Consider the following 20,655-nt stretch of genomic DNA (forward strand, 5'->3'; position numbering starts at 1 on the left):
ACTTCCTTAAGGGGTGCATATAAAATGGCTACTACAAAACCATACAGGATCAAAACCATCAGCGAGTACCACCAGGTCAGGGGTTTACCCAGGCCGGAACATCCACTGATCAGCGTGGTGGATTACGCCGCTATAAAGCACTCGCCTGATATGCATACGATCAATTGGGTGTTTGACTTTTATCTCATCTCCCTGAAAAGGGGAATAAACGGTAAAATCGCTTATGGTCAGCAGACCTACGACTTTGACGAAGGCGTGATGTTTTTCATTTCCCCCAACCAGGTTTTCAGAATTGAATCTTCGCCCACTCCTGCTAATGAACGCTCAGGATGGATGCTGCTCATACATCCCGACTTTATCTGGAACACCCCGCTGGCAAAGACGATCAGGCAGTATGAATATTTCGATTATTCCATTCATGAGGCACTGTTTCTTTCTGAAAAAGAAGAACAGACACTCAACAATCTCATTAAAAACATTCAGCAGGAATATCATTCCAATATTGATCATTTCAGTCAGCAGATCATTATTTCTCAGATAGAAACCCTGCTCAACTACGGAGAAAGATTTTATCACCGCCAGTTTATTACACGGAAAATAGCCAACCACAACATCCTGCATCGCCTGGAAGAGTGGCTGACCAACTATTTCAAGGGCGATAACCTGTTACAAAAAGGGCTGCCTGCCGTGCAACAGATCGCCGGTGCATTAAATGTATCGCCCAAATATCTCAGCAGTTTATTGAAAGTACTTACCGGACAAACCGCCCAGCAACACATCCACGATAAGCTGATTGAAAAAGCCAAAGAAAAACTATCTACCACGGATTTATCTGTAAGTGAGATTGCATATGAACTGGGGTTTGAACATTCCCAATCTTTCAGCAAATTATTCAAAAGCAAAACGAACCTTTCACCGCTGGCATTCAGACAGTCATTCAGCTGACTGCTATCTTACCGCACCCACAGAACCCCATCAACAGTGTATTTCAGCCACCCAAAGTGCAGCCAGCAAGCAGTACCGCTAGCGAACCCATTGTATTACAACTACTTGCTCCGGAAACTATTCTTGATAAAAAGAAAGTGACGTAAAAGTTAGGAAACCAAATAGGGATTTGCTTATTTCAACACGATAATTTTTTTTTATTTCCACGTATCACTCAAAACTCCATTTATGCGAAAATTCCCTCAGATTTTCACGATCCTTTGTGTCCTAACTATTTCCTGTTTTAGCAGTCTTACCACCAAAGCCCAGATCATTACGGGTCCTACATCCGTATATCCGGGTAACATCGGTATCTATGAGTTGTCGCCCCATATCGCGAGCAACGTGTATGTATCCTGGTGTGTAAGCTGGACAAACAATGCGCCGGATGGCCAGATCATTTCTGCACCGGTGAATACCTGTCTGGAAGGCTATGGTTATAACACCTGTTATGTTACCTGGTCCAATAACCTTAACAGGGCTTCCCTCCGGGTAGATTTCCCACGCGGTGGTACCAGCATTACCAACTACACCCTGTACATCACCAAAAAAACAGGGTTCAACGGCGAGGATAGCCTCGTAGTAGAAACGGCTAATGGCGAAAAATCACCGATCACATTGCGTCAGAAAAAAGCGTTTAACTACTTATCATTTAACAATTAGGTAAGTAAAAGGCCGGCAAATGCCGGCCTTTCTTTCTCATAGAAATGGAAGATAGAAATTCACCGTTCTTCTATAAAATCGAGGTCCCGGTCGTGTGTTTCCGGTACATTGTAAATACAGTAAAAACCAATGGCAAAGCAAACCGCCCCCACAATACCGGCAGCATTATTCACTGCTATCAATGGTTTGAGCGCACCATAAGAAAGCGTCATAATCACCACGGTACCGCGAACAATATTGGGGATGGTCGTAGCAGCCGTAGCCCGGAGATTAGTACCAAACTGCTCCGCACCAATGGTTACAAACATGGCCCAGTAACCGATTCCAAAACCCATAAAGGCGTTTAAGAAATAGATATTCTCTACCGTGTTGATACCGGCATAGAGATATACCAAACAACCGGTAAAAGAGAGACCCATTAAAAACAGCACCGCCTTGCGCCGCGATTGCAGCCGGTTGCTGATGAAGCCACTCAACAGATCCCCGGCCGCCAGGCCTACGTAACACCACATCACACTCAGCCCTGGCTTTACGGCTTCTCCTACCTTTACCGATTTTCCAAACTCATTGCTGAAAGTGGACAAAATACCGATCACATACCAGGTAGGCAACCCGATCCCTACACATTTGAGGTATAATTTTAACCGGTCGGTATTGGTAAAAAAAGAGAAGAACTCTCCTTTGGCAATCTGCTTGCCATCCATTTTCTTGAACGTATCGGATTCAAATACTCCGATCCGCATAAACAGCAGCAATACGCCAAGGATTCCTCCGGTGAAATACGCATTCCTCCAGCTGAATAATTCTACTGTAAAGTAAGCGGCCACGGCACCGAGCAAACCCACACCGGCTACCAGCGAAGACCCGATAGCCCGGAGTTGCCGGGGCAATGTTTCCGACACCAGCGTAATGCCGGCGCCCAATTCTCCCGCTAACCCAATACCCGCAATGAAACGCAGCAGTTTGTAAACGGTGATGGATTGCACAAAGCCGCAACCGAAATTGGCGATAGAGTAAGTAAGGATAGATCCGAAAAGCACAGACAACCGCCCCTTCTTATCGCCCAGGATGCCCCATAGTATTCCTCCCAGCAGCAGGCCACTCATCTGCCAGTTTAAAATGCCGGCGCCTTCGCGTGATATAGCAGCGCTGTTTAATCCGAGATCTGTTAAGCTCGGTATGCGGACGATGCCGAATAACAGTAAGTCGTAAATGTCAACAAAATACCCCAGTGCGGCTACGAGGATAACAGGACTGAGCAGGTGCTGGATCGTTGTTTTTTCTTTTATGCCTGCGATATGGTTTAACTGCATGGATAAAAAGTGATTTTATATGTTGTTGTACAGCGCCTGATGGTGCTGTAAAACAAATTGTTACTGATAAATAAACCAAACCGTCGCCTTACAGTCATTGTCTGCCACAGCCCTTATCCAATGGGCGCTGTAGCCATCCGGGAAAACATGCGTGATGGTTTTACCTGCCGGCACTTTTATTTTTTTATAGGTATGCCAGCCATTCAGATCTGTATTTACTTCCAGCGTAATGGTAACGGCTTTATCTGCCGTCAGCGTTACTTTTTTCTTATCATAACCGGTCATGAGATAAGGCAGAGAGAATTCACCGGCTTTTATCGCAGCGTTTTTCCATACCCCACCTTCTCCTCTTGGCTTACCAAGTTTCCACAGGTCGTCGATGGCGCCAAACCAGAGTCCGTTGGAATTGGTGGCGTTGCTGAAATAATGACCATCTGGTTTTGCGGTTGTTTTGGTACCGCTGATCACCAGCAAACCTCTCCAGGTACAAAAGTCGATGATCTTCTTTTTATGGGTAGTAATAGGACGGATAGCTGCAAACCCCGACTCCCGGCCTATTTCATACAAGGTACCCTGCGCGTTCAGCACATATCTTTCCGACTCCAGTTCCCTTGCTCCTCTTGACATAAATTCTTCATAATGCGCCGAGGTGGTGGGTAAACGGAAAGTACCGGTGTGATCTTTTACAATCACGGAGGCGGCATCTATTTCATAGTTTTTCTTCAGCGCCAGCAATGCTTCCAGTTTCGCAACACTGTCGGTTGCGGCAGGAATAAATTCAAGTTTTTCATTTACTTCACTGTATTGTTTTCCACCAGCAAGTACCTGCAGGTTTTTGTTATGACCCGCCGGGCGGATGAGGCTTCCGGGTGTATTTCCTTTTTCATCAATATCTGCGAGTGTATTAAACATCGCATCCTGTGCAGGATGTGGGGTTCCGCTGAAATGGAAAAATGCAGAAGCAATACAGGATTTATCTGCTTTTATTCTTATCCACGCAGATGAAAATCCTGCGGGAAAGATAAAATACTGGTATCCTTTGGCAGGAACGGTGATGGTTTTATAGGGCTGCCATTGGTTGTTGCCGGCCTTATCTGTTTCCAGTGTAAAAGTAACGGCCTCATTTACATCATGACTCAGGTGCAGTATTTTTTTATCAAAGCCATTCAGCAGAAAAGCATCCGATGCCTGGCCGGCTTTCACGGTATCATTGATCCATGGCCCGCCCCAGCCGTTGGCCGGTCCCCAGCTTTTAAGCTCCTCCCAGCTACCAAACCATAGATTGGATTGAGAGCGCCCCGCCATCGGGTTCTGCAGGATGGTGGTTTCATCGGTAGCCAGTACCAGCTGACCATTCCAGTAGCAGAAATCCGGCACATATCTCAGGTGGTTGCTGACAGGCGCAATGCCGGCACTATTGGCCCGTGAAAAGGTTTTCGGAAAGTTGTAGAACATACCATGCATATCCATCAGCATGTTGTTATTCCCCACTTCCCGGATACGCGGCCACTCAGTGTACCAGCCACCGATACCATCGTAGGTATGAGCTGCTTTGGGAAGCCGGTAGGTATACCACTCGCCACCATCCAGCAGTTTCAGAATTACGGAACGCTTGTCCCACCCGATACTCCATACCGGAGCCGCATCGTTGGGGGCGCCATAGATGCCACCCGGACCGGTAACATCGGTAAACTGCTTCCTTTCTATCACCGACCATTTTTTCCCATCCCAGCTGGCGAGAATACCTTTCTCTTCGCTGTTTTGCGGCAGGTCGCCTGCTTCCAGATCTGCCTTATTTATTTTAAACACGGCCTCTTCTCCGTTATTGGCTACAATGAAGCGATGCTGGCCGGTATAGGCGCCTTTGCCATGCCATCCGGGCACCGGTTTTTCGAACAGTTTTTTTGCCGCCAGGGTATGCACATTTACTTCATAAACTTTTCCTTCCATATCGTAGAAGTACACCATATTCGCAGGATCTGCGAGGTGACGCGCTGTAGCCGTCATTCTTCCCGGCATCACAGAGAGTGGCACCACCCTTACTTTACCGGTGGAGTCAATAAAATAAGAGCCGGTGATCAGCTGCGCGGATTCCCGGTGAATGAGCCGGTTGGCCGGCGTACCGCCTACACTTTCCGGGTGAATGGTGATATCCAGGTCTTTGCTGATACTGTACAATTTATCAGAACTACCGGTGGGGCAATGCGGAGAATAGGTCACCATCCACAACTGACCGGCCCAGGGCGTTACCGCTCCGATACCACCTTCTGCGCCATCGCCTGAGCAGGCCGTAGAACCGCCTTCATTAAACAATGCCAGGTGCGGATATACCCCACTCACCTGCAATCGTTTTGTTTTATCTACGGGCGATTGTGCCCATACACTTCCTGTAATTCCTGTTCCTAAAACGAGGCAAATTCCCAGCGTTAAAATTTTCATATCATTGTTTTTTTGAAGTCTCTTGCTAATAATTAGGATTCTGTGTCAGCTTCGGGTTCACCCTGATCTCAATCGAAGGAATGGGCCAGAGATATTGTTTATTTTTATCAAAGGCGCGCTGCGCTACGATCTTGGTATCATTGGCAAAGGCGGTATAATCTGCGATACCGTCATCGTCCAGTGGTGTTACGCCAGGGAACGGCCATTTGGCGCGGTTCTGCTTAGCCGGATCCGGGAGGCCGATTACGGGTCTTGTCAGTGCTTTTTCGGCGAGTTTCCATCTGATGAGATCCATATAGCGAAGTCCTTCTCTCACAAATTCCACCCTTCTCTCCCTTCGTACTATTTTACGCAGCTGTGCTGCATCGGTGGTAGTAACTGCCGGGTAAGCGGTTGTTTGTGTAACGGCAACGCCATAGGCTCTTGCTCTTACCTGGTTGATAGCATCCTGCACGGAAGCATCTGTTTCACCCAGTTGTATTTTCGCTTCTGCATAGATGAGTAGTATTTCAGCATAACGGTATAAAATGGCGTCGTTATCTTCTGCCTGCCTGTCGGCCCAGCTCTGGTCCAGTCCTTTTTTCCAGAGGAAACCGGTAGGGCTCGCGAAATTGGCAACAGCGCGGGTATCCCTGTTGGATACGCGGAGATTTGTTTTGCTGCTGAAAACGGTGAGCGTATCGGGATGTGGCTGATAGGAATATCCCAGCCACTGTGTATTGAACTCTACCAACGTAGCGGTGAGGCGTGGGTCCCGGTTTTTGAACGGGTCCAGTGGATTATACAAAGGTGATTCATCTATCGGGAGTCCGTCTTTGCATTCGTAGGCGTCGAACACTTCGCGGGTGGGTACATAGGCCCCAAAGCCGCCGGCATTACGACTGATATAATCCAGTACATATCCGGAACCATTAAACACCTGTTGTGCCTGATCTCTCGGTATGCTGATGATGATTTCCGGGCTGGTTTCGCCGGCTTTCTGGAACAATTGTGCATAATCCGGATGCAGTTTATAGACATTCAACTGCATCAGTTGCGCGGCAGCATCCTTCGCGACACTCCATTGCCCGGTATACAAGGCGATCCTGGCTTTCACGGCCAGCGCAGCACCTTTGGTGAGCCGGCGCACTTCTGCGGTGCTGTAGGAAGCAGGCAGGTTAGCAGCTGCAAAATCGAGTTCTGAAAATATAAAATCAAGGATCTTTTTCTGATCGGTACGTTCAATGCCGGTTGCTTCTGCCAGTGGCATTGGCGCAATGAGAAAAGGTACATCGCCGAAGTGCGTGATCAGGCGGGAGTATTCGTAAGCGCGGATCAACCTCGCTTCCGCTTCCAGTTTGGTGATCACAGCGGCAGCGGTATTGCCGGCGGCTTTATCTTTATTGGCGATAAAAGCATTGACACGTGCAATAGCTTTATAGGCATTTGTCCATAACAACAACGGAGCGGCATCGTCGGAGGTCATGGTACCAAAGGTGACCGAGTTACCGCCCGTGGTGCGGTACCAGAGATTGTCCGATGAATTTTCATCATCGTTGCCCCAGAAGTCAAGCCGGTAAAGATCATTGACAGCCAGCTCCAGTTCCGTCTGATTATCATAATAGGTTTGCGTAGATGCCTGCGCAAGTGGATTGAGATCTAATTTGCTGCATGCAGTTAAAGTAACTGCAGTAAGTAAACAGGAAAATATCTTCTTCATTTAACGTGGTTTTTTCAGGTAAGTAATCAGAACCTGGCAGTAGCGCCGATCATAAAAGTTTGTACGATAGGATAGGTATTGCTTCCCAGTTCCGGATCCCAGTATTTAGGGAAATGGTGAAGTGAGAAGAGATCATTGGCAGCTACATAAAAGCGGCAGGATTTCATACCTATCTTTTGAATGGATGGTACTTTCAGCGTATAGCCGAGGGTGATATTTTTTACCCGGAAGTAGGCGCCGTTTACCAGGTAGAGATCTGACAACAGGTAATTGTTGCCCACCGAGTTGCGGGAAAGACGTGGATATTTCACTGCCAGGTTCTGTTCAGTGCTGTTGTTCGCACTCCAGAAATTTCCGGCCAGTTCTTTCGGGAAATTACCGAAGGCCTGTGCAAAGGGTTGAATAATATCACCGGGCATACGGCTTAACTTTTTCCCAACGCCCTGGATCACGATGCCGAAATCGAAGTTGCTGTAATCGAGGCGGATATTACCGCCATAGAGGTAACGCGGCATAGAGCCACCGAGCAGCACTTTGTCGCCGAGTGGGGTAATCTGTTTATCGTTGTTCACGTCCAGGTATTTTACATCGCCTACTTTTGTGTTGGTGCTGATCTTTGGATAATTGGCCAGTTCATCGGCGGTTTGAAAAAGGCCGCCACTTTTATAGCCAAACCATTCATTGAATTCTCCTCCTTCAATATTGGCCTGATCACCGAGGAACTGTGTACCTTTTAAATCCACGATCCGGGTGCGTGTATCAGAAATATTGGCAGCAACGGAGTATTGCAGTTTACCGATATGATCTCTCCAGCCCAGTTCCAGCTCCCATCCTTTTGCATTCAGCACGCCGGCATTCTGAAAGGGATTATCGAAGCCCAGGTAGTTGGGAATATCCAATTGCAGCAGGATGTTATAGGTCTGTTTATTGAAATAGTCGGCCGAAACAGATAACCGGTTATCCAGCAGTGTGCCGTCGAATCCTACATCTACAGAACGGGTCGTTTCCCAGGTAATATCATTAACGGCATATACCTGTTGGTTACCACCATTGAGCGGCAGCACATTTCCATTCTGATAAAAAAGTGCTGTAGTAAAAGGAATGCTGGCCTGGTAAGGGTAATAGGATGGATTGCCGTTGATATCCTGTAATCTTTCATTACCTGCCTTTGCCCATGACCCACGTATTTTAAGGAAATTGAGCCAGGAGATTCCTTTCATAAATTTCTCTTCAGAGATGGTCCATGCGCCAGACACGGTGGGAAACACCGCTCCCCTGTATGCTTTGGCAAAGCGGGATGATTGATCATAACGCAGGGTACCTTGTATACTGTACTTATTCTGGTAGCCATAACGTAAACGGCCAAACGTGGAATGCAGGGCATACTGGTAAGCATCGCTGCCGTTGTTCCGGAGCAACAGCGAGCCGGCAGATAAGTAAGGAAAATCGGTCAGTGCAAAACCATCCCGGGAAGCGGTGAGGTATTCGTAGGAGCCATAGTTTTCTTCGTAACCGGCCAGCAGATCCAGCTGATGTGCCTGATGGAATGTTTTGGTATAGGTAGCCAGCAGTTGCCCGTTGATCTGGAAGTTTTCAGCACGTTGTTCTTCCAGTGTGGTGCTGGCCTGGTTCTGGTTAATCACCCGGGAAGGATCGGCTTTATCGGTGAATTTAATCTGTTTGGAGAAGATCTTTGTTTTGTCCATGTCAAAGGTAGGGGCCACCATCGCCATGATTTCCAGTCCGGCTAACGGTTTTAAGGCGAGAGACATCCTGCCTGTAAACTGGTTCTGTTTTGATTTCTTAAAACCGCCTTCGCGTACCTGGGCCAGTGGGTTAAAGCCATCTTTTCCGGGTGCATAGCGTCCGTCGTCATAACGGTCATCATAGTACGCCGGGTAAATACGTATATCCGTGATCGGGTTGTAGGTGGGAATATCCTGGTCGGTGCGTCTGTAGGCAACATCCAGGCTACCGGTCAGTTTGCTGCTGATTTCCAGGTCGTTGTTTACGCGGAACTGGTAGCGGGTAAAATTGTAGTTATCGTACAGGGCGCCTGCTTTCTGGTAGCCGAAAGAGGCTTTGGTTTTCAGTTTATCAGTACCGGCAGTAAAAACAAGATCGTGGCGGGAGCGCGGTGCGCTTGCCTTCATCACGGCCTGTTGCCAGTCGGTGTTCGGAAACTTATCCGGGTTCACGCGGTTACTGTCGAGGTAAGAATTGATAAAAGGTGTGGCGTAAAGTGGAGCGGTACCATCGTTGGCCAGTTGTTCATTAAAGTAGCGCATATAATCCTGGATACCCACATAGCTGGGCAGTGCGGTAGCTTTCTGGATACCATATTCATAGGTATAGTCCAGGCTACTCTGGCCTTTCTTACCCCGCTTTGTGGTCACCAGCACCACCCCGGCTGCTGCCCTGGAGCCGTAGATCGCAGCAGAGGCGCCGTCTTTCAGTACGCTGATATTTTCAACGTCATTAGGGTTGACGTTATCGATGTTACTTACGGGCACTCCATCCACAATGATCAGCGGGCTGTTATTATTCAGGGTGGTTACGCCACGGATAAGGATATTGGAGCTGGCGCCGGGGGCACCGTTGTTGCGGGTAACCGATACGCCGGGTACACTGCCCTGCAATGCTTCGGAGATCTGTACGGTTTGCCGGCCGCCTACATCTTTAGCGCCAATAGTGGAGATGGCCCCCGTGATATCCCGTTTTTTCTGCGTACCATATCCCACTACAATTACTTCATCCAGTCCTTTTACATCGCGGATCAGGTTTACCTCCAGCGGCAGGGCGCTGACAGGTACGAGCTGGGTTTTGTAATTCAGGAAGGATACTTCTACCTGGGTGGTATTGAATGGCACCACCAGTTTAAATTGCCCGGCATTATCGGTGGTGGTACCGATGTTTGTTCCCCGGATCATGACTGTGGCGCCGGGAATAGCCATGTTTCCCGATGCGTCGCGGACTTTTCCGGTAACAGTTTTGTTTTGTGCAAACAACGCGGAACTACTGACTAATAGCAGTAGGAATAGGAATGTAAGTTTCATTTTGGTTGCAGTTAGTTTTTCTCGGGTGGAAGCCGATTTGAAATTTGATTAAGCGATGTGGTAAATTTAACTTTGGTCGGAAGGCGTTTCCAAACTTTCAATTGACCAAAACTTGCCCAGATATTTGGACAACCGTAACTAACTGACAATCATTATCTAAGAAAGTATGCCACTGGACAATGGACAAGGTGAAACACCGTTTTCATTTTATTACCTGGACATTTGTTGTCACCAGATACAACTGAAATTTAATAGTAAGCCTATCCAGGAATGGACAAATACTGATTATCTCCGTTTAAAAGATGTGCTGTTACAACAGACTGATGTGGCGATCAGTCCGAATACATTAAAAAGGATTTTCGGGAAACTGAGAACCTCTTCGCGGTATTATCCGCAGAAAGCGACCCGGGATGCGCTGGCTGCATACATCGACTATCCGGATTGGGAAAGTTTTGTGGCTGTTCATGCGCAGAAGGAAAAAGCGCCCGCCATAGCGGAAGAAATACAGCCGCCCGCCCGTGAAGCCGAAACATGGGCACCTGCCAAACCAGGCAGACCGGCTATTCAATATTATGGACTTGCCTTCACCGGGTTGTTGATTATTATCATGATAATATTCCTGGTCAAAAGTAACCTCAACGGACTGGCGGCAAACAATCCGCAGGGAAAAGTGCATTTGATTTGTCAGAACCCTGAAGGCGAAACAACGCCCCGTTCTGTTGTTTTCCGTTTGGAAGTGCCTCCGGGCATCAACTATTCGGCTGAACAGTTCTCCATCGACTTCGGGGATGGCAAACCGGTGAAAAAGATCAGACCCGGTGAGTTGATGACACATTATTATGAAGTGCCCGGGAGATATTATACATTACTCAAATACAAACAACAGCCGTTAGATACGTTACCGGTGTACCTGAAAACAGCTGGCTGGACGGCTACCGCTTTTATGCCTACGGATACTACGCGGGTATATCCCATCGAACACCTGGATATACTTCCTGCCGGCGCCATAACGGTCAATACGGCGAATGTGTATCATTCAGGGATTGACACGGGTCACACGTTTTATGTAGACTTTATCAACGCCAGACCGCTTGCTGTAAGTGCAGATAATTTTGAGCTGACAGTTACCGGTCAGACTTCGGAGAACCGGCCGGGGGTTCGTTGTTCGCAGATGAATGTGACTGTATATGGTGAAAAAACGAGGCACTGGCTGGTGGTGATGAAGCCCGGATGCGAAGCGTTTATCAACGCCGGTTTTGCTGATTGGCTGGGAGACGGCCTCTCTACCGATATGAGCGCCCTTTCTGCCGATCTGACGAAAGGGGGCACGATCCGTTTAAGCATTATCGATAAAAAGGTAACCATCTTCATAAATGAAAAAGAAGTATTAAAAACCGCGTACCAGCAGCCGGCAGGGAATATTTATGGTGTGGCCGTCCGTTTTTCCGGCATCGGGAAGATCGGTGAAGTGACCCTCAAAAACCTGCTTAATCAACAGGAAATACCGTTACTGGCTTCTACAGAAAGTCGTTGACCTCGTTTATCCATTCAATCCAAGGAAATGGAAAGGTGGTGTTTTCACAAAGGCGCCGGCGGCATTTCCTGCATAGGTTTCCCCTTTCGAGATACTCAATTTTTTCACACTCCCTTTCTCTGAGAAATCGACATTTTTAAAATCGACCCAGAAAGTATTGGGAGTAAGTACCGTTTCAAAATAGTAGACAAGATTTTTGTGATCCGCCACTACTCTCCACCTGGTAGACGAAATATTTGGCTGATCCGGTGTAGAGATGCCAAAAGGTGTGGAGCAGTTACGGATAACACTAAATACGCTGGCCACTGCGATACGGGTATTATCCGTTTTGGGAATAGCATCAATATAAAAGGAAGCGCGTACAAAACGATCGGCTGCACGGTTGGTGCCCGGCAACATCACAGTGCCTCCGATCTCTTTCCAGTACTCATTTAACGCCAGTTGTTTATCGAATATAGGAGAGTTGGTCATCACCGTATAGGATTTATCGTGATGCACCACCAGTTTGCCATTGATATATTCAAAAATGGCGTTATCCCCACTGGCATCAGAAACAGACAAATGCAGGGTGGCTAGCCTGGACTGCCCCGGTACATTGTCTGTTATAATCTGGAAAGGTTCCTGTTGCAATACATTCACCACTTCGTCTACCGTTGCAAAATTGTCCAGCACATACTGTGCCCAGGCCGCAATAGTTAATCCCGGTTTCTTACCGTCCCATTGTTCGTATTGTGACTCCACCAGCCAGAGTACATTGGCCACCAATCCTTTTTCGTTCATCCCGTCGGTAGTAGAAATATCATAGCCGGATGCAATCACACTGCCATACTTTGATTTCCACCTGATAGAATTCGGGCCTACTTCGCCGTTTCGTTCCATCCCCCGGGGAAAAATCCAGAGATTGGTCAGGATATCATCTTTCCAATCCATTGACCTGGCAGTCAGAATCGTATTGTTTGGCCCCTTGTATACGACCCTGGTACAGGCGTATGCGGGCTGTATAACGGACGCCAGGAGGGCGGCAAGCGGAAGCAACAGTTTTTTCATAGCGGCATATTTAAGTAAATAAATAATGGTTAACAATCTGCCTGAGGTAATGTTCAATCACTATTTTTTGGGTTTCACCTTCCCTGACCAGTTGCTGCGGGTTACTTCGTAAATGTAAAGCGGAATAGACCATCCCATCCAGAATAATGGCACCGTTACTTCTTCAAAGCCACCCAGCTGTTGCACGAAAGGTATTTTATAGATAAATCCTGAGATCAGGAAAGCTACCGTAACAAGATAACTTCTGATCATCCATTCCTTATGGAGTTTGAATTGCTTTTTCATAGCGGTATACCAGGCAATAAAAGTGGTGCTGATCCAGACGCTTGCCCATACCTGCAAAGTGAAGGCGTATGCCCAGTTCACTTTATAAGCCGTAGTAAAGGACAACACCAGTGCGGAAGTACTGCTGACGATGATGGCCAGCAGGTATACATAACCAATGAGGCGATGCAGTTTCCAGCTGTATAGCCGGAGCTTCGGCCAGAATTGCACGATGCCACTGATTAACGCGCCGCCACCGGCGGTAATATGGGTGATCAGGAACCAGCGTTGTCTGAAATACTTTCCCATGGTTTCGGGCGTCATCTGCAGGTAATGGTCGGCCCCATGCATGAAGAGCCAGGTCATGAAAAAAACGGCGCCCCATATTAAAAAAGGCAGGGTATCTTTGTAGCTGAGTTGGAATTGCTCTCTGGCATTTAATTCTTTTTGCATTGTATTTGCTATTGGTACGGCCACAAAGATCCGGGGCAAAACCCTCGCAGGCAATAACCGAAAAAAGATTCGGTATGCAGAAGATTGATTAATTTTAAAGTATGTACACGAAAAAGATAACCGAAGATCTGGACTGCGGCATCATCCTCACCATGAAAATACTGGGTGGCAAATGGAAATGCTGTATCCTGGATGCTGTTAACAAGGGCGTTACCCGGCCCAGTGAAATTGCCCGTTATATTCCGGAAGCATCGCAGCGGGTTATTGAAATGCAATTGGCGGAATTGCTGTTTTTAGGTGCTATTGAAAAATGTGTGGAAGATGAGCATGCTTACCCCAAGAGAACAGAATACCGGTTAAGCGCATTGGGAGAAAGCCTGCTACCCATTCTTGCCCAGATAGATGAATGGGGACTTAAGCATGGAGACGCCATCAAGGAAAGAATAAGCGAGCTGGAAGAACAACTGTAGCCATAGCACTCAGTTGCTTACCTGTTAACCCTGACGTTTGCATTACCCGGGTATACCTTTTATGTTGTGAATAAAGCATGCACAGCACCATATCTCCAAAAACACTTCCATATTAAAAAGAGCGGGAAAGCATGGGATTTTTAGTTTTACTATTTGTCATTTTATTAGTCTTTGGCATCATGTCTTTAAGCAAAATTAAAGGCATTGTTCCTACACGGGAAATTATATTCGCGGCGGTATATGTACTATCATTTGGCCTGTTTGTGCTTGGAATGATGTTGCACGACCAGGAATACACGCACGCCATAGATCCTATCGATGTTTGCTATATTCCTTTTGGAGGCAGGCATATCATCAGTTTGTTCGTATATTTCCTTTTATATCACATCGCAGTTCTTTTTATCTGGATAAAGGGAAGAAAGCTGCCGCCACTCACACTGGTACTGATGCTGGTATTCCTGATGCTGGGTATGGTCATTAATTTATTTGTGCTGGCGCAGGTAATCTTTCATGATACCACCAGTATAGACATGTACAAAGGCAATGATGGTACTTTTCTATTCATTGCTACCCCATTACTTAGTCTTGTGATCGGTATTTCCCTGCTGCTGAAAATTATTAAAGCAGAACATACTGCTGCCAGGGACAGGGTTTTCAAAAACGCGTTTCTTCAACGATGCAATAGTTACCTGGCAAAAAAATTTGATGAAACCACCTGGGCGTTAATCCTGTTGTTGCCTGTTTTTATCGTTATCACGCTTATCCTGGTTTTATTCGGGCAGGACTATAATTCACTGGTAAAAGTATTTACCGACACTACTACCTGGACCTTTTCGCAGAAAATGCATCCGCCGGTGCTGGAGCATCGGGGGCATTATCTCTGTACAGTGGCCGCCAAGGGACATCCCAGGATTGTAAAGCCCTTGAAGATCGGGCACCGGCATGGCCATCCTATTATTGTAAACAGGCAACTACAGATTGCCAATGCCTTCGAAGAACTGATACAGGACATCTCTCCACGCGGTCACCGGTTCATCCGCCACAATTACGATAAATATGGATACAATTTATCCTTAAAAATCAACACAGAAAGAGCATCCAATATTACTTACCTGCTGATGCGGCCTTTGGAATGGTTTTTCCTGGTGACATTGTACCTGTTTTGTGTGCAACCGGAAGTGAAAATTAAAAAGCAGTATCATTAATCAATGAAGCAAGCATCCCGTGAAAAAGTAAAGTACGCGATAGCCGGAATATTACCGGTACTGACCTGGGTATTGCTATACCTGCTGGTGAGCGCGCTGCCATCTGTTGATAAAAGAATGCGGCTGCCGGCGGCATCGGCCATTTACCTGCTGATGACGGTTATGCTCTGCATTGTCTCTATTTACAGACCCGCATTTAAATTTTCCCTGATCTGGGCCGGTGCTTTAATATTTCTGTCGTTTTTTATGACGGAAGATGTGCTCTGGCCGGCTGTCATAATGTGGCACAAGCGTTATGCCTTTATCCTGGCGATAGAAATTGTGTTGATGCTGGTTTTCGCGATCGCCATTATCCGTATTTCCGGTTTAACGATAGCAGCAGTCCGCGAGGGTTTTACCAACAACCAGGAGCCTTTTTTTTATAAGATAGTAGCGCTTCCGGTACTGGCATTTGGGGTATTTCTCTGTTGGAGGGCATTGGATAGATTTGTTTGTACGGCCATTTATCAGTTGCCCGGTAAAAAAGTTCATATCACAGCAGTGGTGACCAGCAATGGTTCCGTAAAAGGGAAATACTATTATCACCGGTATTGGAATATGACCTTCGCTAATGGCGGAAGAGAGAAATTCTGGGTGTATGCAGCGGCCAATACGCAAGATGGTTATAAATGCAGTACCAACCCCGATCCTGAACCGGGTGCAGTCGTGTACATCACCGGCCGGGAAAATGTGCTGGGCTTTGCCTATGAGCGCGTTGACAGCATCAAAACCAAAAATGGGGAACGGATCTGCCCTCATTGAGCATGACTTATAGATTGAATCAACGAAACATTCACCCGGATAAACATCTCCCGAAGGATGAAAAACAACACCATATTACTAAGCCTGATGCTATCTGCTACTATGGCCTGCTCACAAAATAAACCGGCTATATCAGCACAACCTTCAAAAGAAGATAAGGTATATACCGGAGATGTAAAACTATATACCCAAAAGGACATCACCGATTTTGGGAACAAACAGTATACCTTCATCAATGGCGATCTTAATATTGAAAGTAAGTCTGCCACAGACTATTCAGCGGAAGTGCTGGATACGAAACCGCTGGCGGGTATCCGGGTTATTAATGGCGGACTGCTGATCACCCGGCTGATGAACTTAACCTCCCTGGACGGCTTGCAAAACCTTGAGCGGGTTTATGGTGACTTTACCATATCCGGCTGCTGGCTTACGAAGGTTGCCGGCTTTGATAAATTATCGCTGATAAAAGGAGATCTGACGATCAGTAACAATACCGCTAAATATGGAGAAAATGGACTCGCAGATATTACCGGCTTTCATCAATTAAAAGTGGTAAACAATATTCACATTCATGGCAACACCGCTTTAAAAAAGCTGGATGCCTTTAATGCCGTAGAACAAACCAACACCATCCAGATAATGAACACCAATCTGGAAGAAATCAGCAATTTCAAGCAGCTGAAAACAATAAAAGGTAATTTCTCTGTGGAATATTCACCCGCATTAACAAAGATCACGCTGGATAAACTGGAACTGGTAGATGGATTTTTCGCATTAAATGAAAACAACACGATCAATGGTAATATTTATTTGCCCAGGCTGAAAAAGATCAAAATGTTGTACTTTATGTCTAATAAGAATTTTAATAACTATTGCGGTTTTGCTGATGCCCTGAGGCAGCAAAAAATAGAAAGCATCAGCGCAGAAGGCAACAAATCAAATCCTGACAGGGAAGCAATTCTGCGTACCTGCAAATAAAGGATATCTTCATTTAACGTTAAAACAAGTATCATTGAAAAAACTATTCACTATATGCTGTATCCTGACCGTTTTACTGTCGTGCAATGAATCAAAGCTGTCAAAAGGCCCTGTAGGAAGCCTTTCACTGCTCCGTGCAGAAATCAGTATCACGCAACGTTTATATAGCAAGATCGAAAACCAGGTGGTAGTGATGTTGTACGATGAAGACGGCAGGAAGGTTAAAAACGATTCTATTAAAATATATGTGAACGGAGACGAAGTTAAGTATACGGTCAGACAGGAACTTTACTACACCACCAGCACTTATTACTTAAAGGATAGTGCAAACCCCAGAAACGATCAGTTCAATTTTGAAATCGTGTTGCCGAATGGTCAAAGATCATTCCTGGCTGAAGTAGGGGCACTGGACCTGGTGAATGGTCAAAACATCAGTTATACGGAGAAGGGGAATCTGAATAAGGATTATGAGATAACCTGGAAAGAGCTGACCGGCGTAAATTACCTGTCTATGGAACGATCCATGAAAGTAAAAAAACAGGAGGAGCCAAATATCACTACCGTTGAAGAGTGGGCGCCTGATACGATCAGCATTCATCCTACAGGGCGTTATGTGGTATCTAAATCGACCTATGAAGATTCAACCCACCTGCTCAACATACTCTCGTTTAAATTTATAGTGCAAAAGAATGGGAAAGTAAGTGAGGAGCTGGCAAAAGGCAGCTGGATCAGTATAATGGGGAATGTAGAAAGAAGTGTGTCGTTTGAATAGTGGCTGTATGTTTATTGTTTAACCGTCAGCAGGTCTATTTCCTTTTCCAGCCTTTCAGGTTGGGAGGGCCTGGAGGCATTGACGGTTTTTACATTGCCTCTGCGATCGATTAATATATAGGTAGGAAAACCGCTGATATTAAAATTCCCCATCAGTAATTTACTGTTATCATCGTTGAGAAAATAATTTTCACCTGGTACTTTCTTTTGTTGCAGTAGTTTTATCCAGTCCTTTTCCGGCGATTGCAAACACAGGTTTACAAAGACGATCTGCCGACCTGCAAATTTATCATGTAAAGCCGGCGCGAATGTCATTTCTTTGAGACAGGGAGCGCACCAGGTTGCGTATACATCCAGATAAATGACCTTGCCCGGGTATTTGTTTGACAGGAAATTTAAAAGGTCGGTATCTGGCAGCGATAAAACCTTTGTACCCGACATATATTGCATCGCGGATACCACCGTTTTCCTGACTTTCACATGGCGGGCTCTATCAGCTGCAAGTTCCAGGTAATGATAGAAGACAGGATCCGTAAAATAATTTTTCATAGAAGGAATTTCCGCTTGCAGTACGGGGATTTTCGTGATGCCAGCAGAAAGATAACTGAACAACAGGTAATCGCGGCTGATACCGGCAGGCTCTTTTAGCAGCACTTGTGCACCTGGTATCAGGCTTTCTTCTTTTTTTATTTTATCAGCTTCTATCTTCCAGCTCCTGTAATAGTCCAGATGATAAGGATACATCATTGATACAAAGTTGCTGTCATTCGCATATTCAAAAAAGGGATCACTAAACAGGGCAATTCTTCCGGCTCTGGTGGAAGAGGAATCGCTGCCTTCCTCTACATAGTCAGTTATCCAGTTGGATATACCATATTTGATATCCCTTTTGAAAAAATCGATGACGATGGGATCTGTTACATGTTGGCTGGTATACCCGTTCATGAAAGCGAGGTAACGGTTGTAATCCTTCTTTACCGTCTCCAGCATTTCAGCAACAGACATTTTATAATTATATGGATGATAGGGCAATTTGCTGATGGCATCATGAAGTAAATTCAATTGAGTACTGATGGTGGCATGATCCCCGGAAATATGCAGCCATTTAAAGTCGGGCTAATCCAGCAGCGCCGCATCTATCTGCAGATGTACCGAGTCGCCGGGTACCACATACAGGTTGATAAAGGTCTTATTATAGGCGATTGTCATGTTTTGCGTAAACAGCATATTTTCCTCCACGGAGAATTTCATCCCACTATCGAGGGTAGCGCTCTTGCGGCTGTTATCAAAAGGATTCAGGAAGTTAATACCGAAAACTTTTGGTGTACCTGCGCCTGCATTGATGACCTTACCGGTAACGACTACTCTTTTCGCGCTTATCTGGGCAACTGCATTGGTCAGTGTAACCACGAGAAAGAAAAAGAGCATGCTTCGTTTCATAGCTTCGTATTTTATCGCCTTGCCTTTTAAGGACTATAAATTTAATAACATATTACGCATTAATTTGTGATTCCGCCACTTGAAAAGTTGTCTGCAATTACTGCGGAAACAATGCAGTTTTTTCTACTTTTTATCTTACCTTAAAACAAAACGCGAAACCATGGGATTCAATGTAGCCGGATTGATTATCCGTAAAAAAATCGATCAGTCAGGAATAGAAACATTACTGGACAACAAGATCAGTTTCACAGAAGAAGTTGACTTTGAAGAGGCCACCAGTATGGAAAAAGAGGATAGTGCTATTGACATACTGCAAAATGAAAGTGGCACGTTGCTCCTTACTACACTGGGCAGCATGTTTGACCTCAGTGATACTTCAGATGATATTATCCAGTTCATGCTTTCTGAGATATCCGATACTTACTATTTTGAGCATTACAATAATGGTCAGCTTATCAGGAAATTTATTTATTCGCAGGGGGAAATAGCGGAAGATACAGGCGAAGGGATTGTTTCGGAAGATGATGATCTGGCAGATAAAGTATGGGAGCTGGCAGGCAGTTATCTGCAGAATGATTTTGCGGAGAATATGTTTGATCATAGGTTTAAGCGGTATGAGCTGGCATAGGGTGCTGCTCTTTTATCATAACAAAAGTTCCGGGCTTTTTTTAAAGGTCCGGAACTTTTGTTATTTACATTAAGATGCCGTAATAACGTTTTATTTGCACATTAAAATCCCCATATTACTTCCTCCTCATTATTGGTCATAACAATTAATTTAAAACTATAGTTAACATCAATATTAATTGCATGTGGAGACGCATATCTCACATCAATAATGTTACTAACATCCGCCCTATGACTCTTGTAGTCTACTATTTTTAATTGCAAACTTTGTCCAGGTACTAATTTATAATCTGTGCAAGGTGGATCTATAATAATCAGCAAAGTTTCCTCTGTTGTGTTTTCAAATTTCAAAATCAAATCTGTATCTGCCATAACTCTAATTTAATTAAATCGTTTCTCACTCAGCGCTAACGCAGAAAAACTATCCTTTTTGAATATAATGTTACGTAGAGAAATTTTAATACCAGGAGTACTGGTGTATAAACTCAGCTAGCCCGGTTAACTGACAAAAATAATTATTCTCCTTTTGTATGTATAATAACATCTTTTTACATACATTTACGTAATTAATATCAAAAATGAAAGGTACAAACCTCGGGGAATTCGAAGAACTGGTGCTACTCACCATTGCTGCGTTAATGAACGAAGCCTATAGTGTAGCCATATGCGACGAGCTATCGGAGCATACCGGCCGTTCAGTGAAACTTGGTGTGGTGCATGCGGTACTTAACCGCCTTGAAGAGAAAGGGCTGGTGACAAGTGAGCTGGGAGAGGCCACAAAGGCCCGTGGTGGTAAGCGCAAGAGGTTCTATGAACTCACGATGCAGGGAAAGGCGGCCCTGGTCAACGCCAAATCGATGCGTGATCAGCTCTGGGCCAGGATTCCATCGCTTGTCTGGAAAAATAGCTAG

General features: G+C 45.7%; 19 protein-coding genes. 10 read left to right on the forward strand and 9 right to left on the reverse strand.

The features are described from left to right. Positions 1-24: 24 nt before the first annotated feature. Complete coding sequence (locus BMW79_RS26420) at positions 25-945, forward strand: helix-turn-helix domain-containing protein (protein ID WP_089900230.1); 921 nt, start codon at positions 25-27, stop codon at positions 943-945. A gap of 228 nt (positions 946-1,173) precedes the next feature. Beyond that, entirely contained in the window at positions 1,174-1,647 is a 474-nt protein-coding gene (locus tag BMW79_RS26425) for a hypothetical protein (RefSeq protein ID WP_089900233.1), read from the forward strand. Positions 1,648-1,706: 59 nt separating this feature from the next. Here BMW79_RS26425 and BMW79_RS26430 read toward each other — a convergent pair whose 3' ends face one another. From BMW79_RS26430 to BMW79_RS26445, 4 genes are read right to left on the reverse strand one after another with little or no spacing between them, the layout of a single operon-like run. Further along, on the reverse strand, positions 1,707-2,960 hold the full coding sequence (locus BMW79_RS26430) for an MFS transporter (protein WP_089900236.1): 1,254 nt from the start codon (positions 2,958-2,960) through the stop codon (positions 1,707-1,709). Between the two features lie 60 nt (positions 2,961-3,020). Next, a complete protein-coding gene (locus BMW79_RS26435) occupies positions 3,021-5,399 on the reverse strand; it encodes a hypothetical protein (RefSeq protein ID WP_089900239.1) in 2,379 nt (792 codons plus the stop codon). Positions 5,400-5,424: 25 nt separating this feature from the next. Beyond that, positions 5,425-7,098 (reverse strand): RagB/SusD family nutrient uptake outer membrane protein, encoded by a 1,674-nt coding sequence (locus tag BMW79_RS26440; protein WP_089900243.1) that lies wholly within the window; start codon positions 7,096-7,098, stop codon positions 5,425-5,427. Positions 7,099-7,124: 26 nt separating this feature from the next. After that, positions 7,125-10,154 (reverse strand): SusC/RagA family TonB-linked outer membrane protein, encoded by a 3,030-nt coding sequence (locus tag BMW79_RS26445; RefSeq protein WP_089900246.1) that lies wholly within the window; start codon positions 10,152-10,154, stop codon positions 7,125-7,127. Between the two features lie 166 nt (positions 10,155-10,320). On the opposite strand from BMW79_RS26445, the gene BMW79_RS26450 reads away from it, so the two are divergent. After that, positions 10,321-11,688: a hypothetical protein gene (locus BMW79_RS26450; RefSeq protein WP_089900249.1), complete on the forward strand. Its 1,368-nt coding sequence runs from the start codon at positions 10,321-10,323 to the stop codon at positions 11,686-11,688. A 6-nt stretch (positions 11,689-11,694) separates the two neighbouring features. On the opposite strand, the gene BMW79_RS26455 is transcribed toward BMW79_RS26450, so the two are convergent. Both BMW79_RS26455 and BMW79_RS26460 read right to left on the reverse strand, forming a co-directional pair. After that, positions 11,695-12,735: a linear amide C-N hydrolase gene (locus BMW79_RS26455; RefSeq protein ID WP_089904284.1), complete on the reverse strand. Its 1,041-nt coding sequence runs from the start codon at positions 12,733-12,735 to the stop codon at positions 11,695-11,697. A 60-nt stretch (positions 12,736-12,795) separates the two neighbouring features. Next, positions 12,796-13,452 carry a DUF2306 domain-containing protein gene (locus BMW79_RS26460; RefSeq protein WP_089900252.1) on the reverse strand — a complete coding sequence of 219 codons (657 nt, stop codon included), beginning with the start codon at positions 13,450-13,452 and terminating at the stop codon, positions 12,796-12,798. Between the two features lie 101 nt (positions 13,453-13,553). Between BMW79_RS26460 and BMW79_RS26465 the strand changes: the two genes are divergently transcribed. The 5 genes from BMW79_RS26465 to BMW79_RS26485 all read left to right on the forward strand — a co-directional run bounded on the left by BMW79_RS26465 (position 13,554) and on the right by BMW79_RS26485 (position 17,678). Then, entirely contained in the window at positions 13,554-13,922 is a 369-nt protein-coding gene (locus BMW79_RS26465) for a winged helix-turn-helix transcriptional regulator (RefSeq protein ID WP_089900255.1), read from the forward strand. A gap of 131 nt (positions 13,923-14,053) precedes the next feature. Then, positions 14,054-15,127, forward strand: a complete 1,074-nt coding sequence (locus BMW79_RS26470) for a DUF6688 domain-containing protein (RefSeq protein ID WP_089900259.1) — start codon at positions 14,054-14,056, stop codon at positions 15,125-15,127. Between the two features lie 3 nt (positions 15,128-15,130). After that, positions 15,131-15,928, forward strand: coding sequence for a hypothetical protein (locus BMW79_RS26475; RefSeq protein ID WP_089900262.1), 798 nt, complete (start codon positions 15,131-15,133; stop codon positions 15,926-15,928). A gap of 57 nt (positions 15,929-15,985) precedes the next feature. Then, positions 15,986-16,906, forward strand: coding sequence for a receptor L domain-containing protein (locus tag BMW79_RS26480; protein WP_089900264.1), 921 nt, complete (start codon positions 15,986-15,988; stop codon positions 16,904-16,906). A 34-nt stretch (positions 16,907-16,940) separates the two neighbouring features. Beyond that, entirely contained in the window at positions 16,941-17,678 is a 738-nt protein-coding gene (locus BMW79_RS26485; RefSeq protein WP_089900267.1) for a hypothetical protein, read from the forward strand. A gap of 11 nt (positions 17,679-17,689) precedes the next feature. Here BMW79_RS26485 and BMW79_RS26490 read toward each other — a convergent pair whose 3' ends face one another. Together BMW79_RS26490 and BMW79_RS26495 are read right to left on the reverse strand one after the other, a co-directional pair. Then, the gene (locus BMW79_RS26490; RefSeq protein WP_089900271.1) at positions 17,690-18,682 is read right to left on the reverse strand and encodes a TlpA family protein disulfide reductase; all 993 of its coding nucleotides are present in this window, start codon (positions 18,680-18,682) and stop codon (positions 17,690-17,692) included. Positions 18,683-18,793: 111 nt separating this feature from the next. After that, positions 18,794-19,117: a hypothetical protein gene (locus tag BMW79_RS26495; RefSeq protein WP_143059277.1), complete on the reverse strand. Its 324-nt coding sequence runs from the start codon at positions 19,115-19,117 to the stop codon at positions 18,794-18,796. 160 nt (positions 19,118-19,277) lie between these two features. On the opposite strand from BMW79_RS26495, the gene BMW79_RS26500 reads away from it, so the two are divergent. Further along, positions 19,278-19,745: a hypothetical protein gene (locus BMW79_RS26500; RefSeq protein ID WP_089900278.1), complete on the forward strand. Its 468-nt coding sequence runs from the start codon at positions 19,278-19,280 to the stop codon at positions 19,743-19,745. 101 nt (positions 19,746-19,846) lie between these two features. On the opposite strand, the gene BMW79_RS26505 is transcribed toward BMW79_RS26500, so the two are convergent. After that, positions 19,847-20,116, reverse strand: a complete 270-nt coding sequence (locus tag BMW79_RS26505; RefSeq protein WP_089900281.1) for a hypothetical protein — start codon at positions 20,114-20,116, stop codon at positions 19,847-19,849. A 206-nt stretch (positions 20,117-20,322) separates the two neighbouring features. Between BMW79_RS26505 and BMW79_RS26510 the strand changes: the two genes are divergently transcribed. Continuing rightward, a complete protein-coding gene (locus BMW79_RS26510) occupies positions 20,323-20,655 on the forward strand; it encodes a PadR family transcriptional regulator (protein ID WP_089900286.1) in 333 nt (110 codons plus the stop codon).

The organism is Chitinophaga arvensicola (genome assembly GCF_900110835.1).
Taxonomy (GTDB): domain Bacteria; phylum Bacteroidota; class Bacteroidia; order Chitinophagales; family Chitinophagaceae; genus Chitinophaga; species Chitinophaga arvensicola.

What these genes read in the sequence shown, in the direction of transcription:
- BMW79_RS26420 (WP_089900230.1), top strand. Translation starts at nt 25, where the DNA reads ATGGCTACTACAAAACCATACAGGATCAAAACCATCAGCGAGTACCAC.
- BMW79_RS26425 (WP_089900233.1), top strand. Translation starts at nt 1,174, where the DNA reads ATGCGAAAATTCCCTCAGATTTTCACGATCCTTTGTGTCCTAACTATT.
- BMW79_RS26430 (WP_089900236.1), bottom strand. Translation starts at nt 2,960, where the DNA reads ATGCAGTTAAACCATATCGCAGGCATAAAAGAAAAAACAACGATCCAG.
- BMW79_RS26435 (WP_089900239.1), bottom strand. Translation starts at nt 5,399, where the DNA reads ATGAAAATTTTAACGCTGGGAATTTGCCTCGTTTTAGGAACAGGAATT.
- BMW79_RS26440 (WP_089900243.1), bottom strand. Translation starts at nt 7,098, where the DNA reads ATGAAGAAGATATTTTCCTGTTTACTTACTGCAGTTACTTTAACTGCA.
- BMW79_RS26445 (WP_089900246.1), bottom strand. Translation starts at nt 10,154, where the DNA reads ATGAAACTTACATTCCTATTCCTACTGCTATTAGTCAGTAGTTCCGCG.
- BMW79_RS26450 (WP_089900249.1), top strand. Translation starts at nt 10,321, where the DNA reads ATGCCACTGGACAATGGACAAGGTGAAACACCGTTTTCATTTTATTAC.
- BMW79_RS26455 (WP_089904284.1), bottom strand. Translation starts at nt 12,735, where the DNA reads ATGAAAAAACTGTTGCTTCCGCTTGCCGCCCTCCTGGCGTCCGTTATA.
- BMW79_RS26460 (WP_089900252.1), bottom strand. Translation starts at nt 13,452, where the DNA reads ATGCAAAAAGAATTAAATGCCAGAGAGCAATTCCAACTCAGCTACAAA.
- BMW79_RS26465 (WP_089900255.1), top strand. Translation starts at nt 13,554, where the DNA reads ATGTACACGAAAAAGATAACCGAAGATCTGGACTGCGGCATCATCCTC.
- BMW79_RS26470 (WP_089900259.1), top strand. Translation starts at nt 14,054, where the DNA reads ATGGGATTTTTAGTTTTACTATTTGTCATTTTATTAGTCTTTGGCATC.
- BMW79_RS26475 (WP_089900262.1), top strand. Translation starts at nt 15,131, where the DNA reads ATGAAGCAAGCATCCCGTGAAAAAGTAAAGTACGCGATAGCCGGAATA.
- BMW79_RS26480 (WP_089900264.1), top strand. Translation starts at nt 15,986, where the DNA reads ATGAAAAACAACACCATATTACTAAGCCTGATGCTATCTGCTACTATG.
- BMW79_RS26490 (WP_089900271.1), bottom strand. Translation starts at nt 18,682, where the DNA reads ATGTCTGTTGCTGAAATGCTGGAGACGGTAAAGAAGGATTACAACCGT.
- BMW79_RS26495 (WP_143059277.1), bottom strand. Translation starts at nt 19,117, where the DNA reads ATGAAACGAAGCATGCTCTTTTTCTTTCTCGTGGTTACACTGACCAAT.
- BMW79_RS26500 (WP_089900278.1), top strand. Translation starts at nt 19,278, where the DNA reads ATGGGATTCAATGTAGCCGGATTGATTATCCGTAAAAAAATCGATCAG.
- BMW79_RS26505 (WP_089900281.1), bottom strand. Translation starts at nt 20,116, where the DNA reads ATGGCAGATACAGATTTGATTTTGAAATTTGAAAACACAACAGAGGAA.
- BMW79_RS26510 (WP_089900286.1), top strand. Translation starts at nt 20,323, where the DNA reads ATGAAAGGTACAAACCTCGGGGAATTCGAAGAACTGGTGCTACTCACC.